The following is a 17,573-nucleotide window of genomic DNA, read 5'->3' as shown; positions in this document are numbered from 1 at the left end:
AGGTTCTTATGAGCAGCCCTAAATACAAACGCGTGGTCTTGAAATTAAGTGGAGAAGCTTTAGCAGGTGAGCAAGGTTTCGGAATAAATCCATCTGTGATTAAATCAATCGCTGTCCAGGTCAAGGATCTGGCTGCTTTAGGTGTGGAAGTTGCCGTGGTAGTCGGCGGCGGTAACATCTGGCGCGGGAAGATTGGAGAAGAAATGGGAATGGACAGAGCAAATGCCGATTACATGGGGATGCTCGCTACTGTCATGAACTCATTGGCATTGCAGGACAGCCTTGAAAATCTCGGAGTAGAAACAAGGGTGCAAACATCCATTGAGATGAGGCAGGTTGCTGAACCATACATCCGCAGAAGAGCGATTCGCCATCTTGAGAAAAAGCGGGTTGTAATCTTTGCTGCCGGAACCGGAAATCCTTATTTCTCAACAGATACAACTGCCGCTTTGAGAGCTGCTGAAATTGAGGCAGAAGTAATTTTAATGGCTAAAAACAATGTAGATGGCGTCTATTCCGCAGACCCGCGTATTGACAAGAATGCCAAGAAGTATGACGAGCTTTCCTACCTTGATGTATTGAAGGAAGGTTTAGCTGTTATGGACTCTACGGCATCATCTCTATGCATGGATAACAACATTCCATTAATCGTATTTTCAATTATGGAAGAAGGCAATATTAACCGCGCCGTAATGGGTGAAACAATTGGAACAATCGTTAGGGGGAAAAAATAATGCCAAAACAAGTTATTGCAAATGCGAAAGAAAGAATGACTAAAGCAATTTCAGCTTATACTCGTGAGCTTGCAGGCATTCGTGCCGGAAAAGCAAATGCATCACTCCTTGATAGAATCACTGTAGATTACTATGGTGCTCCTACACCTATTAACCAGCTTGCTGGAGTTTCTGCTCCTGAAGCACGTCTTTTGGTTATTACGCCATATGATAAGTCAATCCTTGGCGAAATTGAAAAGGCAATCCTTAAATCTGATATTGGTTTGAATCCTTCCAATGACGGCAGTGTCATCAGGCTTGCAATTCCTCAGCTTACAGAAGAGCGCCGTAAAGAGCTTGTCAAGGTTGTTAAAAAGGAATCGGAAGAAGCGAAAGTGGCAATCCGCAATGTTCGCCGTGATGCCAATGATGATCTTAAGAAACTTGAGAAAAATGGTGAAATCACGGAAGACGATCTTCGCGGTTTCTCTGATGATATTCAGAAGCTTACTGATGAACATATCAGCAAGATCGACGATATTACAAAAGAGAAAGAAAAAGAAATCCTTGCAGTTTAACTTTCTATATAATGTGAACCCTCTATCAATAGGGGGTTTTTTTACACTTTTAGAAGTAAAGATAAATATATAGAAGAAATGCAGTAGGCAATTATGGTTTTACCAAGAGCCTGCAATTAAGAGATAAACCGTCCTATTCCTAATTTTGATTGGATTACATACTCTTTTATAGAGATATATTTTTTTATTTTTGGTATGATATTATCATGCGGAAGCAAGGGATATGATAATTTTTCCAGTGAAAATAATCTCTAAAAAGATATAGCAAACCTTAATTAGCTTGCAGCTGTCAAGCTTTGGGCGAATGCGCTTTCTGATTTATCTTTTATCGGAGGATTAACCTAATTTAAAGGAGCAGTCATATGTTTGATAAAATGAAGTTATGGAAGTCGCAAAACAGTACTTCCGATCTCCGAGAGAGAGTAGAAAAAATAAAGGAATTAAAGATTCCTGAACATGTTGCCATCATAATGGACGGAAACGGCAGATGGGCTAAAAAAAGAGCCCTTCCCAGAGTAGCGGGCCACCATGAAGGCATGAAGGTTGTACGGAAAATTACAAAATTCGCCAATGAAATAGGTGTGAAGACTCTAACATTATATGCTTTCTCTACAGAAAATTGGAAAAGACCTAAAATGGAAGTGGATTTTCTTATGAAGCTTCCAGAGGAGTTTTTAGGGACTTTCCTGCCGGAGCTTGTTGAAGAGAACGTGCAGGTAAGAATGATTGGGTATATGGATCACTTGCCGGCCCATACCCGCAATGCAGTTGCGAAAGCAATAGAAGAGACTAAAAGCAACACTGGCCTGGTATTAAACTTTGCCCTTAACTACGGAAGCAGAGCAGAAATACTTGAAGCAGTCAAACATGTCTTAAATGATTGCAAAAGTGGTATAATGAATGAAAATGAGCTGGATGAAGAAAAGTTTTCATCTTATCTTATGACCAGCGGACTTCAGGACCCAGACTTGTTAATTCGTACAAGCGGTGAAATCAGGCTTAGCAATTTTATGCTCTGGCAGCTTGCATACACTGAATTTTGGTTTACAGATGTGTTGTGGCCAGATTTTAATGAAGAGCAAATGCTTGAAGCGATTGAAGTATTCCAAAGCCGCCAAAGGCGTTTTGGAGGAGTATAATAAAGGTGTTGAAAATTTAATGAAGCAACGTGTTATTACAGCAATCATATTTGGGGCGGTTCTGCTGCCAGTTATTATTTACGGCGGAATACCTATTATCATTCTTGCTTACTTGCTTGCATCCATTGCCCTGTATGAATTATTAAGAATGAGGGATTTAAGTTTATTCTCTATTCCGGGAATTATTTCTTTACTGCTATTATGGGTTTTCCTATTGCCTAAAGAATTTCAGCCAATCCTGGATGATTTGCACTATACAAAAATTGAGGTAGCTCTTTTTGGAGTTCTTCTATTTTTAACTTATACAGTCGCAACAAAAAATAGGTTTACCTTTGATGATGTAGCTTTCTCTATTATGTCCACCCTGTATGTTGGGATAGGGTTTTACTATTTTATGGAAACGCGTTTTGCAGACAATGGTCTGACTTATATCTTTTTTGCCCTGTTCCTCATCTGGGCAACAGATTCAGGGGCATATTTTATAGGAAAAGCTATGGGGAAAAAGAAGCTTTGGCCAGAAATTAGCCCTAATAAGACTGTGGAAGGTTCGCTGGGCGGAGTGATCTGTGCTCTTGCAGTTGCGGTATTGTTTATACTTTTTACAGATATAAACGAGTCCTTAATCGGACTGTTAATTATAACAGCGATCCTTTCTGTATTTGGCCAAATAGGAGACCTGGTAGAATCAGCGTTAAAGCGGCATTATAATGTTAAGGATTCTGGTAATATCCTTCCAGGCCATGGGGGGATTCTGGACCGCTTTGACAGCTTATTATTTGTATTGCCGCTGCTCCACTTTTTTCATTTACTGTGAATTATGGGCAACATGACCTTTCGATTGGTTTTTTCTCATTAATAGAAAGATGAAGGTTAGAATTTACATTTTTAAATTTGGTTACTGTCTGGCTCCAGGCGCCATCGGCTCTTGGGTCTAAGACATCCGGCTAAAAGGTTAAAGAACAGCCTTTCAGCCGGCTTGTCTTATGCTTGAGGCCCGCAGGACAAGGAAAGCTTCGTCAGCATATTCATCGCACTCCCAAAAGCGGCAGCTTTTGGGAGGATGTGGCGAATTTAGTCTGCGTTCTTAGGCGGGCGCCTTGCGCTTTTCTTATAGGAGGAGACGATGAAATATATTAGTTTAATGGGTGCAACAGGTTCAATTGGGACCCAGACCCTGGATATTATCAGGGAACACCCTGAGGATTTTAAGCTTGCAGCGATGTCTGCCGGCAGAAACATAGATCTGGCCAGAAAAATTATCCGTGATTTTCAGCCGGAGTTTGTTTCACTATCAGAAAAAAAATATGCAGATACTCTTAAAGCTGAGTTTCCCGGCATAACATTTACATATGGACATGATGGCCTGATAGGGGTGGCAGTCTATCCAAAATCAGATATTCTGGTAAACGCGGTATTGGGAAGTGTAGGCCTTGATCCGACCTTGCAGGCAATTGAAGAAAAGAAAACAATTGCAATAGCAAATAAAGAAACACTTGTTACAGCCGGCCACCTTGTAATGGAAGCCGCTCAGAGGAATGGTGTACAGCTGCTTCCGGTGGACAGTGAACACTCTGCTATATTCCAATCCTTGCAAGGAGAAAAAGAGAAGAATATTGAAAGGCTCATCTTGACTGCTTCTGGCGGAAGCTTCAGAGACCGTTCCCGCAAGGAATTGGAGAATGTTACAGTTGAAGAGGCGCTTAACCATCCGAATTGGTCAATGGGAGCAAAAATCACTATTGATTCAGCCACAATGATGAATAAGGGGCTTGAAGTAATTGAAGCCCATTGGCTTTTCGCCATGGACTACAGCAAAATTGATGTTTTGCTTCATAAAGAAAGCATTATTCATTCCATGGTAGAATTCCATGACAGCAGCGTAATTGCACAGCTCGGCACCCCGGATATGAGAGTACCTATACAATATGCCTTAACATATCCTGACAGGCTGCCGTTATCGTCAGCAAACCGGCTGAATCTTGCTGAAGTTGGAAAACTCCACTTTACAGAAATGGATTTCGATCGCTTCCGCTGCTTAAAGTTCGCCTATGAAGCAGGCAAGGCTGGGGGCACAATGCCAGCCGTACTTAATGCAGCCAATGAAGCTGCCGTTGCTGCCTTTTTAGATGGAAAGATTACATTCCTGCAAATAGAAGACTTCATCGAAAAAGCATTGAGCAGCCATGACAAGATTTCAAATCCAGGTCTTGACCAGATTCAAGAGACTGATTTGGAAACGAGAAAATTTGTTAACTCGCTTCTATAAGCTTGGGTTCAATCGCTGAAAAGGCGGCCCCAAAAGATTAGGGCCGAATGGGATAGCTGGCAACTGACTGCTATATACTTTTTTCAGCATCATTTGAACAACCTCTAAAAAAAGGTGGTTAAAACTTGAGTACAGTAATAGCCTTTATCATTATATTTGGGGCATTGGTATTTTTCCATGAATTAGGACATTTGATATTTGCTAAAAGAGCAGGAATCCTATGCCGGGAGTTTGCCATTGGTTTTGGGCCTAAAGTATTTTCTTTCAAAAAAGATGAAACTGTCTATACAATTCGCCTACTGCCGATTGGCGGATTTGTGCGTATGGCCGGTGAAGACCCGGAGATGATTGAAATCAAGCCAGGATACCGCATTGGCTTGATCCTGAATGGAAATGAAGAAGTAAGCAAAATCATTTTAAATAATAAAGATAAGTATCCGGAAGCAAGAATCATAGAGGTTGAACACGCTGATATTGAACACGACCTTGTTATTAAAGGGTATATGGAAGGTGAAGAAGAAGAATCGCTAAAGGTGTTTAAAATCAGCCCATCTGCTGTCCTGATTGAAGATGGGACAGAAACACTTATTGCTCCATATAACCGCCAATTTGCTTCAAAGACATTGGGACAAAGAACAATGGCAATTTTTGCTGGCCCTATGATGAACTTCGTTCTTGCTTTTATTGTTTTTGTATTGATTGCATTACTGCAAGGCATTCCAACTAATGAGCCTGCACTTGGAAAATTGACCCCGGATGGGGCGGCATATGAGGCTGGCCTAAAGGAAGGCGACATTGTCAATAGTGTGGATGGAGCCGAGATTTCGAGCTGGTCTGATGTGGTTGAAATCATCCGCCAAAATCCAAATGAAGAGCTTGAATTTTTGGTGGACAGAAATGGCCAGGAGCTTACCATTCCGGTAACACCAAAAGTTCAGGATGTAGAAGGTGAAAAAATTGGGATTATCGGTGTATACAGCCCAATGGAGAAATCACCGTTAAAAGCCATTGCTTATGGAGCCAAAGAAACGTATTTTTGGACGAAAGAAATCTTCGTTATGCTAGGCAAGCTGGTAACAGGGCAGTTCTCAATTGATGCCTTATCCGGCCCTGTAGGCATTTATGTCTCTACAGACACTGTAGCAAAATCAGGAATCTATTATCTGATGAAATGGGCTGGAATATTGAGCATAAACCTTGGTATTATGAACTTGCTGCCAATCCCGGCTCTTGATGGAGGAAGATTAATGTTTTTTGCTGTTGAAGCTGTTAGAGGAAAGCCGATTGACCGTCATAAAGAAGGAATGGTCCATTTTATTGGTTTTGCCCTTTTGATGCTTCTAATGCTTGTAGTTACTTGGAACGATATCCAAAGGTTTTTCCTGTAAAACCTGTAATTGCTGCACGAAAAGAAGGGCCGGCCATCTGGAAAGCGGAAAAATTGCTTTCCTGATGGACTGTTTGGCCCTTCTTTTATTCAAGCAGCTGATAGATAATATATTTGATCTTAAAAATAGAGGTGCTATTAAATGAAACAGAGCATGACGCTAATTCCTACATTAAAAGAAGTACCGGCAGATGCAGAGATACGAAGCCACCAACTGCTGCTAAGAGCAGGCTTTATCCGCCAAAACGCAAGCGGAATATACAGCTATATGCCTTTAGCCAAAAAAGTCCTTCAAAAGGTTGAAGCCATTATCAGGGAAGAAATGGACAATGCGGGAGCATCTGAGCTTTTAATGCCAGCCCTGCAGCAAGCTGAATTGTGGCAGGAATCTGGACGCTGGTATACATATGGACCTGAACTGATGAGAATGAAGGATCGGCATGAGAGGGAATTCGCCCTTGGTGCTACTCATGAAGAAGTAATTACCAGCCTTGTTCGCGATGTTGTAAAATCATATAAGAAATTGCCTTTGGCCCTTTATCAAATTCAAACGAAATTCCGTGACGAAAAGCGGCCTCGCTTCGGACTTCTACGAGGACGTGAATTTATTATGAAGGATGCATATTCTTTCCACTCTTCGGCAGAAAGTCTTGATGAAATGTACGACAAGCTATATACAGCGTACTCTAATGTGTTTAGACGCTGCGGGCTTAATTTCAGAGCGGTTATTGCTGATTCAGGTGCGATGGGCGGAAAAGACACTCATGAATTTATGGTTCTTTCAGACGTTGGGGAAGATACCATCGCCTATTCTGATGCATCGGATTATGCAGCGAATATAGAGATGGCTCCAGTTACAGCAGAATATAAGAAAAGTGGCGAGGAAGCTAAACAGCTTGAAAAGGTTGCAACAGAAAACCAAAAAACAATTGAAGAAGTTTCTGCATATTTAAATGTGCCACAAGAGCAATGCATTAAGACGCTTCTATTTAAAGTGGATGACAAATATGTTCTTGTACTTGTGCGTGGAGATCATGAAGTAAATGACATCAAGCTAAAGAATCTGCTCGACGCTGCTACAGTAGATCTTGCAGGACCTGAAGAGACAAAGCAAGTCCTTGGTTGTGCTGTCGGTTCATTAGGGCCGATTGGTGTGAAAGATATTGATGTAATTGCAGACCGTGCAGTAGAAGCAATCGTTAACGGTGTATGCGGTGCCAATGAAGAGGGTATTCATTATATAAATGTGAATCCTGAACGTGATTTCGATGTAACACAATTTGCGGATCTTCGTTTTATTCAAGAGGGGGACCCTTCTCCAGATGGACAAGGAACAATTCAATTTGCCAAAGGTATTGAAGTGGGCCATATCTTTAAGCTTGGTACACGTTACAGTGAAGCAATGGAAGCGACTTATTTAGACGAAAACGGCAGAACGCAGCCGATGATTATGGGCTGTTATGGCATCGGAGTTTCGCGGACAATGGCTGCTGTCGCAGAGCAATTCAATGATGAGAATGGGTTCGTGTGGCCGAGTGCGCTTGCTCCATTTGACCTTCATTTGATTCCTATCAATATGAAGGATGAAACTCAGGCAGCTCTTGCAGAAGAGTTATATTCAACTTTGAAGCAAAATCGTTATGATGTACTAATGGATGATCGCCAGGAACGTCCGGGTGTCAAATTTGCAGATTCAGACCTAATCGGTTTGCCGATCCGAATTACAGTGGGCAAAAAAGCTTCAGAAGGCATTGTGGAAGTAAAGATTAGAAAATCTGGCGAAATGTATGAAATCCATAAAGATCAGCTGACAGAAAAAATTACTGAAATGATGTCATCATTATAAACTGGATTGCTAAAGTGATTTTAACAACCGGGAAAATTATTCCAAGAAACGGATTCCAAAGGGGAATCCGTTTTTTAATCACTAGAAAATAAATGAAGTTTTTTAGCCGAGAGTATATGTTATAATTAAGTTCGTCTCTCATAAGGAATATGACCACATAACTAATATAACAATTTATTATAGAGAACTAGATTATTGGATGGGAGAGAGAAAGATGAGCGAACCGTCTAGATTTCAGCTCTTGCTCCAGCAGATGCAGCTAACAGAAGATGCCTTTGTGCAGCACTTTCATGATGCCCAGATTGAAAGGGTTGTAGTGGAAAGGCAGTCCAGGAAGTGGCATTTTTATTTTGTCTTTCCGCGGATTCTGCCTTGTAATGTATATAGCCGCTTCACGGATCAGCTGGAAAAGACATTTTCCCATATTGCAGAAATCTCATATAGCATTTCTGTAAAAGATCAGGATTTTACTGAGCAGCTTGTTCTAGAATACTGGCATAACTGTATTCAGGAGATGGATGGCATGGCGCCGCCGCTAATAAAGCTCTTGAATGAACAAGTTCCCTCTGTACAAGGCAACAAAATCATCATCAAGGTCCGTAACGAATTGGAAGGTCTTTCAATTAAGAAAAAATATGCGGGAACTATTTCGGATGTTTTTCAGATTTTCGGTTTCCCTTCATTAACAATCGATACAGAAGTTTCTGAAGAAGGGTCAAATGAAGAATATCAAAAATTCATGGAGGCCAAACGTAAAGAAGATCAGGAGCGCGGTCTCCAGGCAGCAATTGAAATGCAGAAGAAAGAGGCCGAAGCAGAGTCAGCCGATACCTCAGCACCGCAAGGCCCTCTAACTATCGGCCTGACGATTAAAGATGACGCGGATTACCGCAAATTGATTGATATAGTTGATGAAGAGCGCCGAGTAGCTATAGAGGGGTATGTCTTTGCTGCTGAAACAAGAGAACTCCGCTCCGGCAGAACATTATTAACTTTTAAAATTACCGATTATACAAGCTCCATACTTGTAAAAATGTTCTCCCGTGACAAAGAAGATGCAGCGCTATTCCAGCATGTCCAAAAAGGAATGTGGCTAAAGGTACGAGGAAGCATACAGAATGACACCTTTGTCCGCGATTTGGTTATGATCGGAAACGATATTAATGAAATAAAGCCTATACAAAGGCAGGATACTGCTCCTGCCGATGAAAAAAGGGTTGAGCTGCACCTGCATACTCCTATGAGCCAAATGGATGCAGTATCATCTGTCAGTACCCTTGTTGCCCAGGCGAAGAAATGGGGACATAAGGCTATAGCGATTACAGACCATGCTGTTGCCCAATCGTTCCCAGAAGCGTATGGTGCAGGTAAGAAAAATGATATAAAAATCCTGTATGGCATTGAAGCAAACCTTGTTGATGATGGTGTGCCAATTGCCTATAATGACGCACACCGCAAATTAACTGAAGATACCTATGTTGTATTTGACGTTGAAACAACAGGGTTATCTGCTGTTTATGACACAATTATAGAGCTTGCGGCGGTGAAGATCCGCGATGGTGAAATCATTGACCGCTTTGAGTCCTTTGCAAATCCTCATCATCCACTTTCTGCAACAACGATTAATTTAACTGGTATCACAGATGACCTGGTGGAAAATGCACCTGAAGTGGAAGAAGTGCTTCATAAATTCCATGAGTGGACTGGAGATGCAGTTTTAGTAGCGCATAATGCATCATTTGATATGGGTTTCCTTAATGTTGGCTATAAAAAGATTGGTATAGGCAAAGCGACGAATCCTGTTATAGATACGCTCGAGCTTGCCCGCTTTCTTTATCCTGATATGAAGAACCACCGCCTGAACACATTGGCAAAAAAGTTCGATGTTGAACTTACCCAGCACCACCGTGCTATTTATGATGCCGAAGCGACGGGCTATTTGCTTCTTAAAATGCTAAAGCATGCGGATGAAAAAGGGATTGAATATCACGATCAATTTAATGACAATATGGGCCAGGGCAATGCCTATCAGCGTGCGAGGCCATTCCATTGTACATTGCTTGCGCAGACAGAAGCCGGCTTGAAAAATCTTTTCAAGCTTGTATCTATATCGCATCTTGAATACTTCTACAGAGTGCCGCGTATTCCTCGGTCTGTGCTGCAAAAGCACCGGGAAGGAATTCTGATTGGCTCTGGCTGTGATAAAGGCGAAGTGTTCGAAGGAATGATGCAGAAATCCCCGGATGAAGTGGAAGATACGGCGCAATTCTATGATTATTTGGAAGTTCACCCAAAAGCGGTTTATGCGCATCTTTTAGAGCTTGAACTGGTAAGAGACGATAAAGCACTGGAAGAAATTATCGGCAACATTGTAAAGCTGGGAGACAAGCTTGGCATTCCGGTTGTAGCAACTGGCAATGTTCATTATTTGAATCCGAATGATAAAATCTATCGGAAAATCCTTGTTAACTCCCAGGGAGGAGCAAACCCGCTGAATCGCCATCAGCTGCCTGATGTACATTTCAGGACAACGGATGAAATGCTAGATGCGTTCTCATTCCTTGGAAAAGAGAAAGCGAAGGAGATCGTTGTAGAGAACTCAAACAAAATAGCGGATATGATAGAGGAAATTAAGCCAATCAAAGATGATTTGTATACGCCGAAAATTGAAGGTGCAGATGAAGAAATGCGCAGCATGAGTTACGGCATGGCCAGAAAAATATATGGTGATCCGCTTCCTGAAATCGTTGAAGCACGCCTTGAAAAAGAGCTTAAGAGTATCATCGGGCACGGTTTCGCCGTAATCTATCTGATTTCCCATAAGCTTGTAAAAAAATCGCTCGACGATGGATATCTGGTTGGATCACGTGGATCAGTAGGATCCTCGTTTGTTGCGACGATGACGGAAATTACGGAGGTAAATCCTCTGCCGCCTCATTACGTCTGCCCGGAATGCAAAACGTCCGAGTTTTTCAATGACGGTTCAGTTGGCTCCGGTTTTGACCTGCCTGATAAGGATTGCCCGAACTGCGGAGCTAAATATAAAAAAGATGGACATGATATCCCATTCGAAACCTTCCTTGGCTTTAAAGGTGATAAGGTTCCTGATATCGACTTGAACTTTTCCGGAGAATATCAGCCAAGAGCGCATAACTACACAAAGGTGCTGTTTGGGGAAGATTATGTATATCGCGCAGGAACCATTGGCACAGTTGCGGATAAGACTGCTTACGGGTATGTAAAAGCTTATCAGCAGGACAACAACCTCCAAATCCGTGGGGCAGAAATTGATAGGCTGGCTTCAGGCTGTACAGGGGTAAAACGGACAACCGGGCAGCATCCGGGCGGTATTATCGTTGTCCCTGATTACATGGATATATACGACTTCTCGCCGATCCAGTTCCCGGCTGACGACCGATCATCCGAATGGAAGACCACTCACTTTGACTTCCATTCCATACACGATAATCTATTAAAGCTTGATATACTCGGGCACGATGATCCGACGGTTATCAGGATGCTTCAGGACCTTAGCGGCATTGATCCTAAAACAATACCGACAGATGACCCTGAAGTAATGAAGATTTTTAGCGGTCCAGAATCTCTTGGGGTTACGGACGAGCAGATCATGTGTAAAACAGGAACGCTTGGAATCCCTGAGTTTGGTACCCGATTTGTCCGCCAAATGCTTGAGGATACAAAGCCAACTACGTTTTCTGAACTCGTTCAAATCTCTGGACTTTCACATGGTACGGATGTTTGGCTCGGAAATGCCCAGGAATTAATTCATAGCAACATTTGCAACCTGAGTGAAGTAATCGGCTGCCGTGACGATATAATGGTTTATTTGATCTATCAGGGACTTGAACCTGCATTTGCTTTTAAAATTATGGAATCAGTCCGTAAAGGTAAGGGCCTTAGCGATGAAATGGAAGAGGAAATGAGAAAAAATGAAGTGCCGGAATGGTACATTGACTCCTGCAAAAAGATAAAATACATGTTCCCTAAAGCCCATGCTGCCGCCTATGTACTAATGGCAGTCCGAATAGCGTATTTCAAAGTTCACCATCCGCTTCTGTACTATGCAGCGTATTTCACAGTCCGCGCGGAGGATTTTGATGTTGATGCCATGGTAAAGGGGTCCCAAGCAATCAGGGCTCGTATTGAAGAAATCAACGCAAAGGGACTGGAAGCTTCAACAAAAGAAAAGAACCTGTTAACAGTTATGGAGCTTGCCTTGGAAATGAATGAAAGGGGCTTTAACTTCCAGAAAGTAGACTTGTACCGCTCAAGCGCCAACGAGTTTATTATTGACGGAAATTCTTTAATCCCTCCTTTCAATTCGATTCCTGGACTCGGAACGAATGCAGCCTTCAATATTGTGAAAGCTAGAGAGGAAGGGGAATTCCTATCCAAGGAAGACCTCCAGCAGCGTGGAAAAGTGTCCAAGACGATTATTGAGTATCTGGATAATCACGGCTGCCTGGAATCCCTTCCTGAGCAAAATCAGCTTTCTCTTTTCTAGGAGCAAAAGCTAAAAAATGGGATTTTCCTTGCTTAAACCCTTGTGCTGACAGTCATTCCATTTGCATAAAAAAATTGGTTATGGTATAGTTTTATTGGAAATACTAAGAATAACTCTCGCAAAAGGAAGAGTGGGGCAACCCACTCTTTCGTGTTGTGTACGGTTTTTTCCTGAATATCAAAATAAAACTTCTGAAAAAACAAGAGCTATCAATCCGAGTAAAAGGAGGGAAATGAATGAGCAAAGTGACTGAAACGGTTGAAGAATTGGTCACCCCTATTGTGGATGAGCTTAATTTAGAATTAGTCGACATTGAATATGTAAAAGAAGGGAAAGACTGGTTCCTTCGCGTATTTATTGATAAAGAAACTGGTGTTGATATTGAGGAATGCGGAATAGTCAGTGAAAGGCTAAGTGAAAAGCTGGATGCTGCTGATCCAATTCCTTACAACTATTTCTTGGAAGTTTCATCGCCGGGAGCTGAACGCCCTCTGAAAAAAGAACAGGATTTTGTGAAAGCAATCGGCAAAAACGTTTTCATAAAAACCTATGAGCCGATTGATGGAGAAAAGACGTTCGAAGGTGTTTTAACACAATTTGACGGCGAAACCGTTACGGTTGAAGTTACAATCAAAACGAGAAAGAAAAGTGTGGAAATTCCTTATGATAAGGTAGCCAATGCCCGTTTAGCCGTTGTTTTTTAATGCCGGCCTATTGCGGGCTTGCTTATTAATTGTAAGCCATTTTGCTCGTCGGCATATTGGGACTCCGCTGTTCCCGATCATTTTAAAAGAGAAATAAAGGGGGATATAAATCTCATGAGCAGTGAACTTTTGGATGCTCTGACATTGCTTGAAAAAGAAAAAGGCATTTCTCGCGATGTGATTATTGAAGCAATTGAAGCGGCATTGGTGTCAGCCTACCGCCGAAATTTTAACCAGGCGCAAAACGTGCGAATTGATTTAAACCTTGGCAACGGAACGATGAGAGTATTTGCCCGCAAAGAAGTAGTGGATGAAGTATTTGACCCGCGCCTTGAAATCTCTGTTGAGGATGCTCAAAAAATCAACCCGAACTACCAGGTTGAGGATGTTGTGGAAATGGAAGTAACACCTAAGGACTTTGGGCGCATTGCTGCCCAGACTGCTAAACAGGTCGTTACACAGCGTGTCCGTGAAGCGGAAAGAGGCATCATCTATTCAGAATTTATTGACCGTGAAGAAGATATCATGACAGGAATTGTCCAGCGTACAGATCCAAAGTTCATCTATGTGAGCCTTGGAAAGATTGAAGCGATCCTTCCTGCAAATGAACAAATGCCGAATGAGCATTACAAGCCGCATGACCGCATCAAAGTCTTTATCACAAAAGTTGAAAAGACCACAAAGGGACCGCAAATCTTTGTAAGCAGAACACATCCAGGCCTGCTAAAGAGATTATTTGAAATTGAAGTTCCGGAAATCTATGATGGGACTGTCGAAATTAAATCAGTTGCCCGCGAGGCTGGAGACCGTTCAAAGATCTCTGTTCATTCAGACAATGAAGAGGTAGATCCGGTAGGTTCATGTGTAGGGCCTAAAGGAACACGTGTCCAGGCAGTAGTAAATGAGCTAAAGGGCGAAAAAATTGACATTGTTAAGTGGTCTGCGGATCCGGTTGTTTTCGTTGCAAATGCATTGAGCCCTTCAAAAGTGCTTGATGTAATTGTAAATGAAGAGGATAAAGCCACCACGGTTGTTGTACCGGACTATCAGCTTTCTCTGGCAATCGGAAAGCGCGGCCAAAATGCAAGGCTGGCAGCCAAGCTTACGGGCTGGAAAATTGACATCAAATCAGAAACAGAAGCGCGTGAATCAGGCATCTTTCCGCGCGAAGAAACACTGTTGAATTTTGATAATGATGAATATGAAGACGAAGACTATGGCACTGATGCCGACTTCGATTTTCAAGATGAGCTTATAGAGGATAAAGAATAGGGAAAGAGGGGAATGATCGTGAACAGCCGTAAAAAAGTTCCTATGCGAAAATGTGTCGCAACCGGTGAAATGAGGCCGAAAAAAGAACTCGTTCGCATCGTTCGCTCCAAAGAAGGAGAAGTTTCTGTTGACACGACCGGAAAAAAGTCCGGCCGCGGCGCTTATCTTTCTAAAGAAAAGGAAGCAGTTTTATTAGCTAAAAAGAAAAATATCTTAGCCAGCCATTTAGAAGTTTCCATAGATGATTCTATATATGAAGAACTCTTGGAGTTAATAGAGAAGGAGAAACGGCAATCCAAATGAACTCAAATCAATGGATGTCATTGCTTGGCTTAGCCAATCGGGCACGGAAAATTACTTCGGGAGAAGAGCTTGCTGTTAAAGAGATCAGAAACGGCAAAGCAAAGCTTGTTTTGCTGTCTGCAGATGCATCCGCAAATACGGCAAAAAAAGTTACAGATAAATGTAAATCATTCGGGGTTCCTTATAAGCTTATAGAAAACCGGGAGATGCTCGGCCAGGCTATAGGGAAAGAAGCCCGCGTTGTTGTGGCAGTGTTAGATGCCGGATTTGCAAAAAAGCTGTTAACGTTGCTCGATTAATACTAGCGGGGGTGAAAGTATGAGTAAAATGCGCGTTTATGAATATGCGAAAAAACATAACATTTCAAGCAAGGATGTTATTACTAAATTAAAAGATATGAAAATTGAGGTTTCAAACCATATGACAATGATAGAGCCGGCTGCTGTACAGAAGCTTGACGGCATTTTCAGCAAGAATGAGGGGCAGCCTCAAAAGCAGAATAAACCTCAAAACCAGCAAAAGCCGCAGGGAAACCAAAAACCAGCTTCAAATAAGAGTGATGATAAAAACTCATCAGCTCCTAAAGGCAAGCCTCAAAATAAATCCGGTGAAGGCAGAAACCAAGGCCAGGGTAACCAGCCAAACAAAAACTTTTCCGGGAATAACCGAGGCAATAACAATAATAGGAACAATAACAACAGAAATAATAACCGGAACAATAAGAACAAAAACAACAAAGGAAAACATCAGCAGCAGACACAGGCGGCCCCAGCTCCTAAGAAAGTGAAGGAGCTTCCTTCAAAAATTACTTTCAGCGAATCACTGACAGTAGCGGAACTGGCAAAGAAGCTGCACCGCGAACCTTCTGAAATCATTAAAAAGCTTTTCATGCTTGGAGTAATGGCAACCATTAACCAGGACCTTGACAAAGATGCAATTGAATTAATCGCCAGTGAATATGGTGTTGAAGTTGAAGAAGAAGTATTGGTTGATACAACTGACCTTGAAGTATACTTCACAGATGACGAGGATGCGGATTTAGTAGAACGCCCATCAGTTGTTACGATCATGGGACACGTTGACCATGGTAAAACAACATTGCTTGACTCCATCCGCAATACAAAGGTAACGGCTGGTGAAGCAGGCGGAATCACTCAGCATATCGGTGCCTACCAGGTTGAAGAAAACGGCAAGAAAATTACATTCCTTGATACACCAGGACACGCGGCGTTTACTACTATGCGTGCTCGCGGTGCAAAAATCACAGATATTACGATTCTGGTTGTTGCAGCAGATGACGGTGTAATGCCGCAAACAGTTGAAGCAATCAACCATGCAAAAGCTGCAGAAGTGCCAATTATCGTGGCTGTGAACAAAATGGATAAAGAAGCTGCCAACCCTGACCGAGTTATGCAGGAATTGACAGAGCATGGCCTTGTACCTGAAGCATGGGGCGGAGATACAATCTTTGTTCCGATTTCAGCTATTAAAGGTGATGGAATTGATGAGCTTCTTGAAATGATCCTGCTTGTAAGTGAAGTGGAGGAGTACAAGGCAAATCCGGACCGCAATGCAGTTGGTACGGTAATTGAAGCACAGCTTGATAAAGGCCGCGGTTCCGTTGCAACACTTCTTGTCCAAAACGGTACATTGAAGGTTGGGGATCCGATCGTTGTCGGAAATACTTTTGGCCGTGTACGTGCAATGGTGAATGACCTGGGCCGCCGAGTTAAAACTGCTGGACCATCAACACCAGTTGAAATTACAGGTCTTAATGATGTTCCTCAAGCAGGTGACCGCTTTGCAGTTCTCGATGATGAGAAGACAGCCCGCCAAATCGGTGAAGCGCGTGCACAGCAAGCCCTGCAGGCCCAAAGAAATGAAAAAACACGCGTAAGTCTTGATAACCTGTTTGAACACATGAAACAAGGGGAAATGAAAGATCTAAACATCGTTGTAAAAGCCGATGTTCAAGGTTCTGCGGAAGCTTTAACAGCTGCCCTTAATAAAATTGATGTTGAAGGCGTAAATGTGCGTATTCTTCATACTGGTGTAGGTGCCATTAACGAATCTGACATCACATTGGCTGCTGCCTTCAATGCGATTGTAATTGGATTTAACGTTCGCCCTGATAACAATGCGAAACGTGCAGCTGAAGCAGAAGACGTAGATATCCGCTTGCACCGCATTATTTACAAAGTGATTGAGGAAATTGAATTGGCGATGCAGGGTATGCTTGATCCTGAATTCGAAGAAAAAATCATTGGTCAAGCTGAAGTACGCCAAACTTTCAAAGTTTCCAAAATCGGTACGATTGCCGGTTCATATGTCACTGAAGGAAAAATTACGCGCGACAGCGGTGTCCGCTTAATTCGTGATGGCGTTGTTATTTTTGAAGGGGAAGTCGATGCCCTGAAGCGTTTCAAAGATGACGCAAAAGAAGTAGCACAAGGCTATGAGTGCGGTATTACCATTAAAAACTTCAATGACGTAAAAGAAGGCGACGTTATCGAAGCATATATTATGCAGGAAGTGGAACGTTAATGATAATTGGCCTTGCAGCCTGCGAATGTATCATTTATGACACACATTCTTTAAAAGAAAAACGGGCAGTTTTGCAGCGAATCATAACCCGCTTGAAGCAAAGATATAATGTATCTGTTTCAGAGGTGGACTATCAGGATCTTTGGCAAAGAACGAAAATTGCCATCGTAGCTGTTTCGTCCCACCAGGTTTCAACGGAACATGAACTGCAAAATGCCCTGAAAATGATTGATTCGTTTCCGGAAATTGAACGGACAATTACTGATTTAGAGTGGCTTTAAGAAGAGGTGAAATAG

14 protein-coding genes are annotated in these 17,573 nt (G+C 42.3%); all 14 read left to right on the top strand.

The genetic code is table 11. From position 1 onward, the window contains the following. Nucleotides 1–8: 8 nt before the first annotated feature. The 14 genes from pyrH (at nucleotide 9) to L634_RS0129705 (ending at nucleotide 17,558) form a co-directional block, all read left to right on the top strand. A complete protein-coding gene (pyrH, locus tag L634_RS0129770) occupies nucleotides 9–734 on the top strand; it encodes a UMP kinase (protein WP_026585505.1) in 726 nt (241 codons plus the stop codon). Further along, nucleotides 734–1,291 carry a ribosome recycling factor gene (gene frr / locus L634_RS0129765; RefSeq protein ID WP_026585504.1) on the top strand — a complete coding sequence of 186 codons (558 nt, stop codon included), beginning with the start codon at nucleotides 734–736 and terminating at the stop codon, nucleotides 1,289–1,291. The genes pyrH and frr overlap by 1 nt, the downstream gene beginning before the upstream one ends. Before the next feature lie 362 nt (nucleotides 1,292–1,653). Further along, a complete protein-coding gene (locus L634_RS0129760; protein WP_026585503.1) occupies nucleotides 1,654–2,430 on the top strand; it encodes an isoprenyl transferase in 777 nt (258 codons plus the stop codon). Nucleotides 2,431–2,449: 19 nt separating this feature from the next. Further along, nucleotides 2,450–3,244 (top strand): phosphatidate cytidylyltransferase, encoded by a 795-nt coding sequence (locus L634_RS0129755; protein ID WP_026585502.1) that lies wholly within the window; start codon nucleotides 2,450–2,452, stop codon nucleotides 3,242–3,244. Nucleotides 3,245–3,553: 309 nt separating this feature from the next. Beyond that, nucleotides 3,554–4,696: a 1-deoxy-D-xylulose-5-phosphate reductoisomerase gene (locus tag L634_RS0129750; RefSeq protein ID WP_026585501.1), complete on the top strand. Its 1,143-nt coding sequence runs from the start codon at nucleotides 3,554–3,556 to the stop codon at nucleotides 4,694–4,696. A 125-nt stretch (nucleotides 4,697–4,821) separates the two neighbouring features. After that, nucleotides 4,822–6,084: an RIP metalloprotease RseP gene (gene rseP, locus L634_RS0129745; RefSeq protein WP_026585500.1), complete on the top strand. Its 1,263-nt coding sequence runs from the start codon at nucleotides 4,822–4,824 to the stop codon at nucleotides 6,082–6,084. Between the two features lie 141 nt (nucleotides 6,085–6,225). Continuing rightward, nucleotides 6,226–7,929, top strand: coding sequence for a proline--tRNA ligase (locus tag L634_RS0129740; RefSeq protein ID WP_026585499.1), 1,704 nt, complete (start codon nucleotides 6,226–6,228; stop codon nucleotides 7,927–7,929). A 214-nt stretch (nucleotides 7,930–8,143) separates the two neighbouring features. Beyond that, the gene (locus L634_RS0129735; protein ID WP_034263506.1) at nucleotides 8,144–12,454 is read left to right on the top strand and encodes a PolC-type DNA polymerase III; all 4,311 of its coding nucleotides are present in this window, start codon (nucleotides 8,144–8,146) and stop codon (nucleotides 12,452–12,454) included. Between the two features lie 236 nt (nucleotides 12,455–12,690). Further along, nucleotides 12,691–13,158, top strand: a complete 468-nt coding sequence (rimP, locus tag L634_RS0129730) for a ribosome maturation factor RimP (RefSeq protein WP_026585497.1) — start codon at nucleotides 12,691–12,693, stop codon at nucleotides 13,156–13,158. A gap of 114 nt (nucleotides 13,159–13,272) precedes the next feature. After that, on the top strand, nucleotides 13,273–14,430 hold the full coding sequence (gene nusA / locus L634_RS0129725; protein WP_026585496.1) for a transcription termination factor NusA: 1,158 nt from the start codon (nucleotides 13,273–13,275) through the stop codon (nucleotides 14,428–14,430). Between the two features lie 18 nt (nucleotides 14,431–14,448). Continuing rightward, a complete protein-coding gene (rnpM, locus tag L634_RS0129720; protein WP_026585495.1) occupies nucleotides 14,449–14,733 on the top strand; it encodes an RNase P modulator RnpM in 285 nt (94 codons plus the stop codon). After that, nucleotides 14,730–15,032, top strand: coding sequence for a YlxQ family RNA-binding protein (locus L634_RS0129715; protein WP_026585494.1), 303 nt, complete (start codon nucleotides 14,730–14,732; stop codon nucleotides 15,030–15,032). The genes rnpM and L634_RS0129715 overlap by 4 nt, the downstream gene beginning before the upstream one ends. A gap of 19 nt (nucleotides 15,033–15,051) precedes the next feature. After that, complete coding sequence (gene infB / locus L634_RS0129710; RefSeq protein WP_026585493.1) at nucleotides 15,052–17,277, top strand: translation initiation factor IF-2; 2,226 nt, start codon at nucleotides 15,052–15,054, stop codon at nucleotides 17,275–17,277. After that, nucleotides 17,277–17,558, top strand: coding sequence for a DUF503 domain-containing protein (locus L634_RS0129705; protein ID WP_026585492.1), 282 nt, complete (start codon nucleotides 17,277–17,279; stop codon nucleotides 17,556–17,558). The genes infB and L634_RS0129705 overlap by 1 nt, the downstream gene beginning before the upstream one ends. The last annotated feature ends 15 nt before the right edge of the window (nucleotides 17,559–17,573 follow it).

Source organism: Bacillus sp. J33 (genome assembly GCF_000518885.1).
Classification (GTDB): Bacteria; Bacillota; Bacilli; order Bacillales; family Cytobacillaceae; genus Cytobacillus.
Note: the sequence above shows the minus strand (reverse complement) of the source record. Positions and strands in the feature narration are given on the sequence as shown.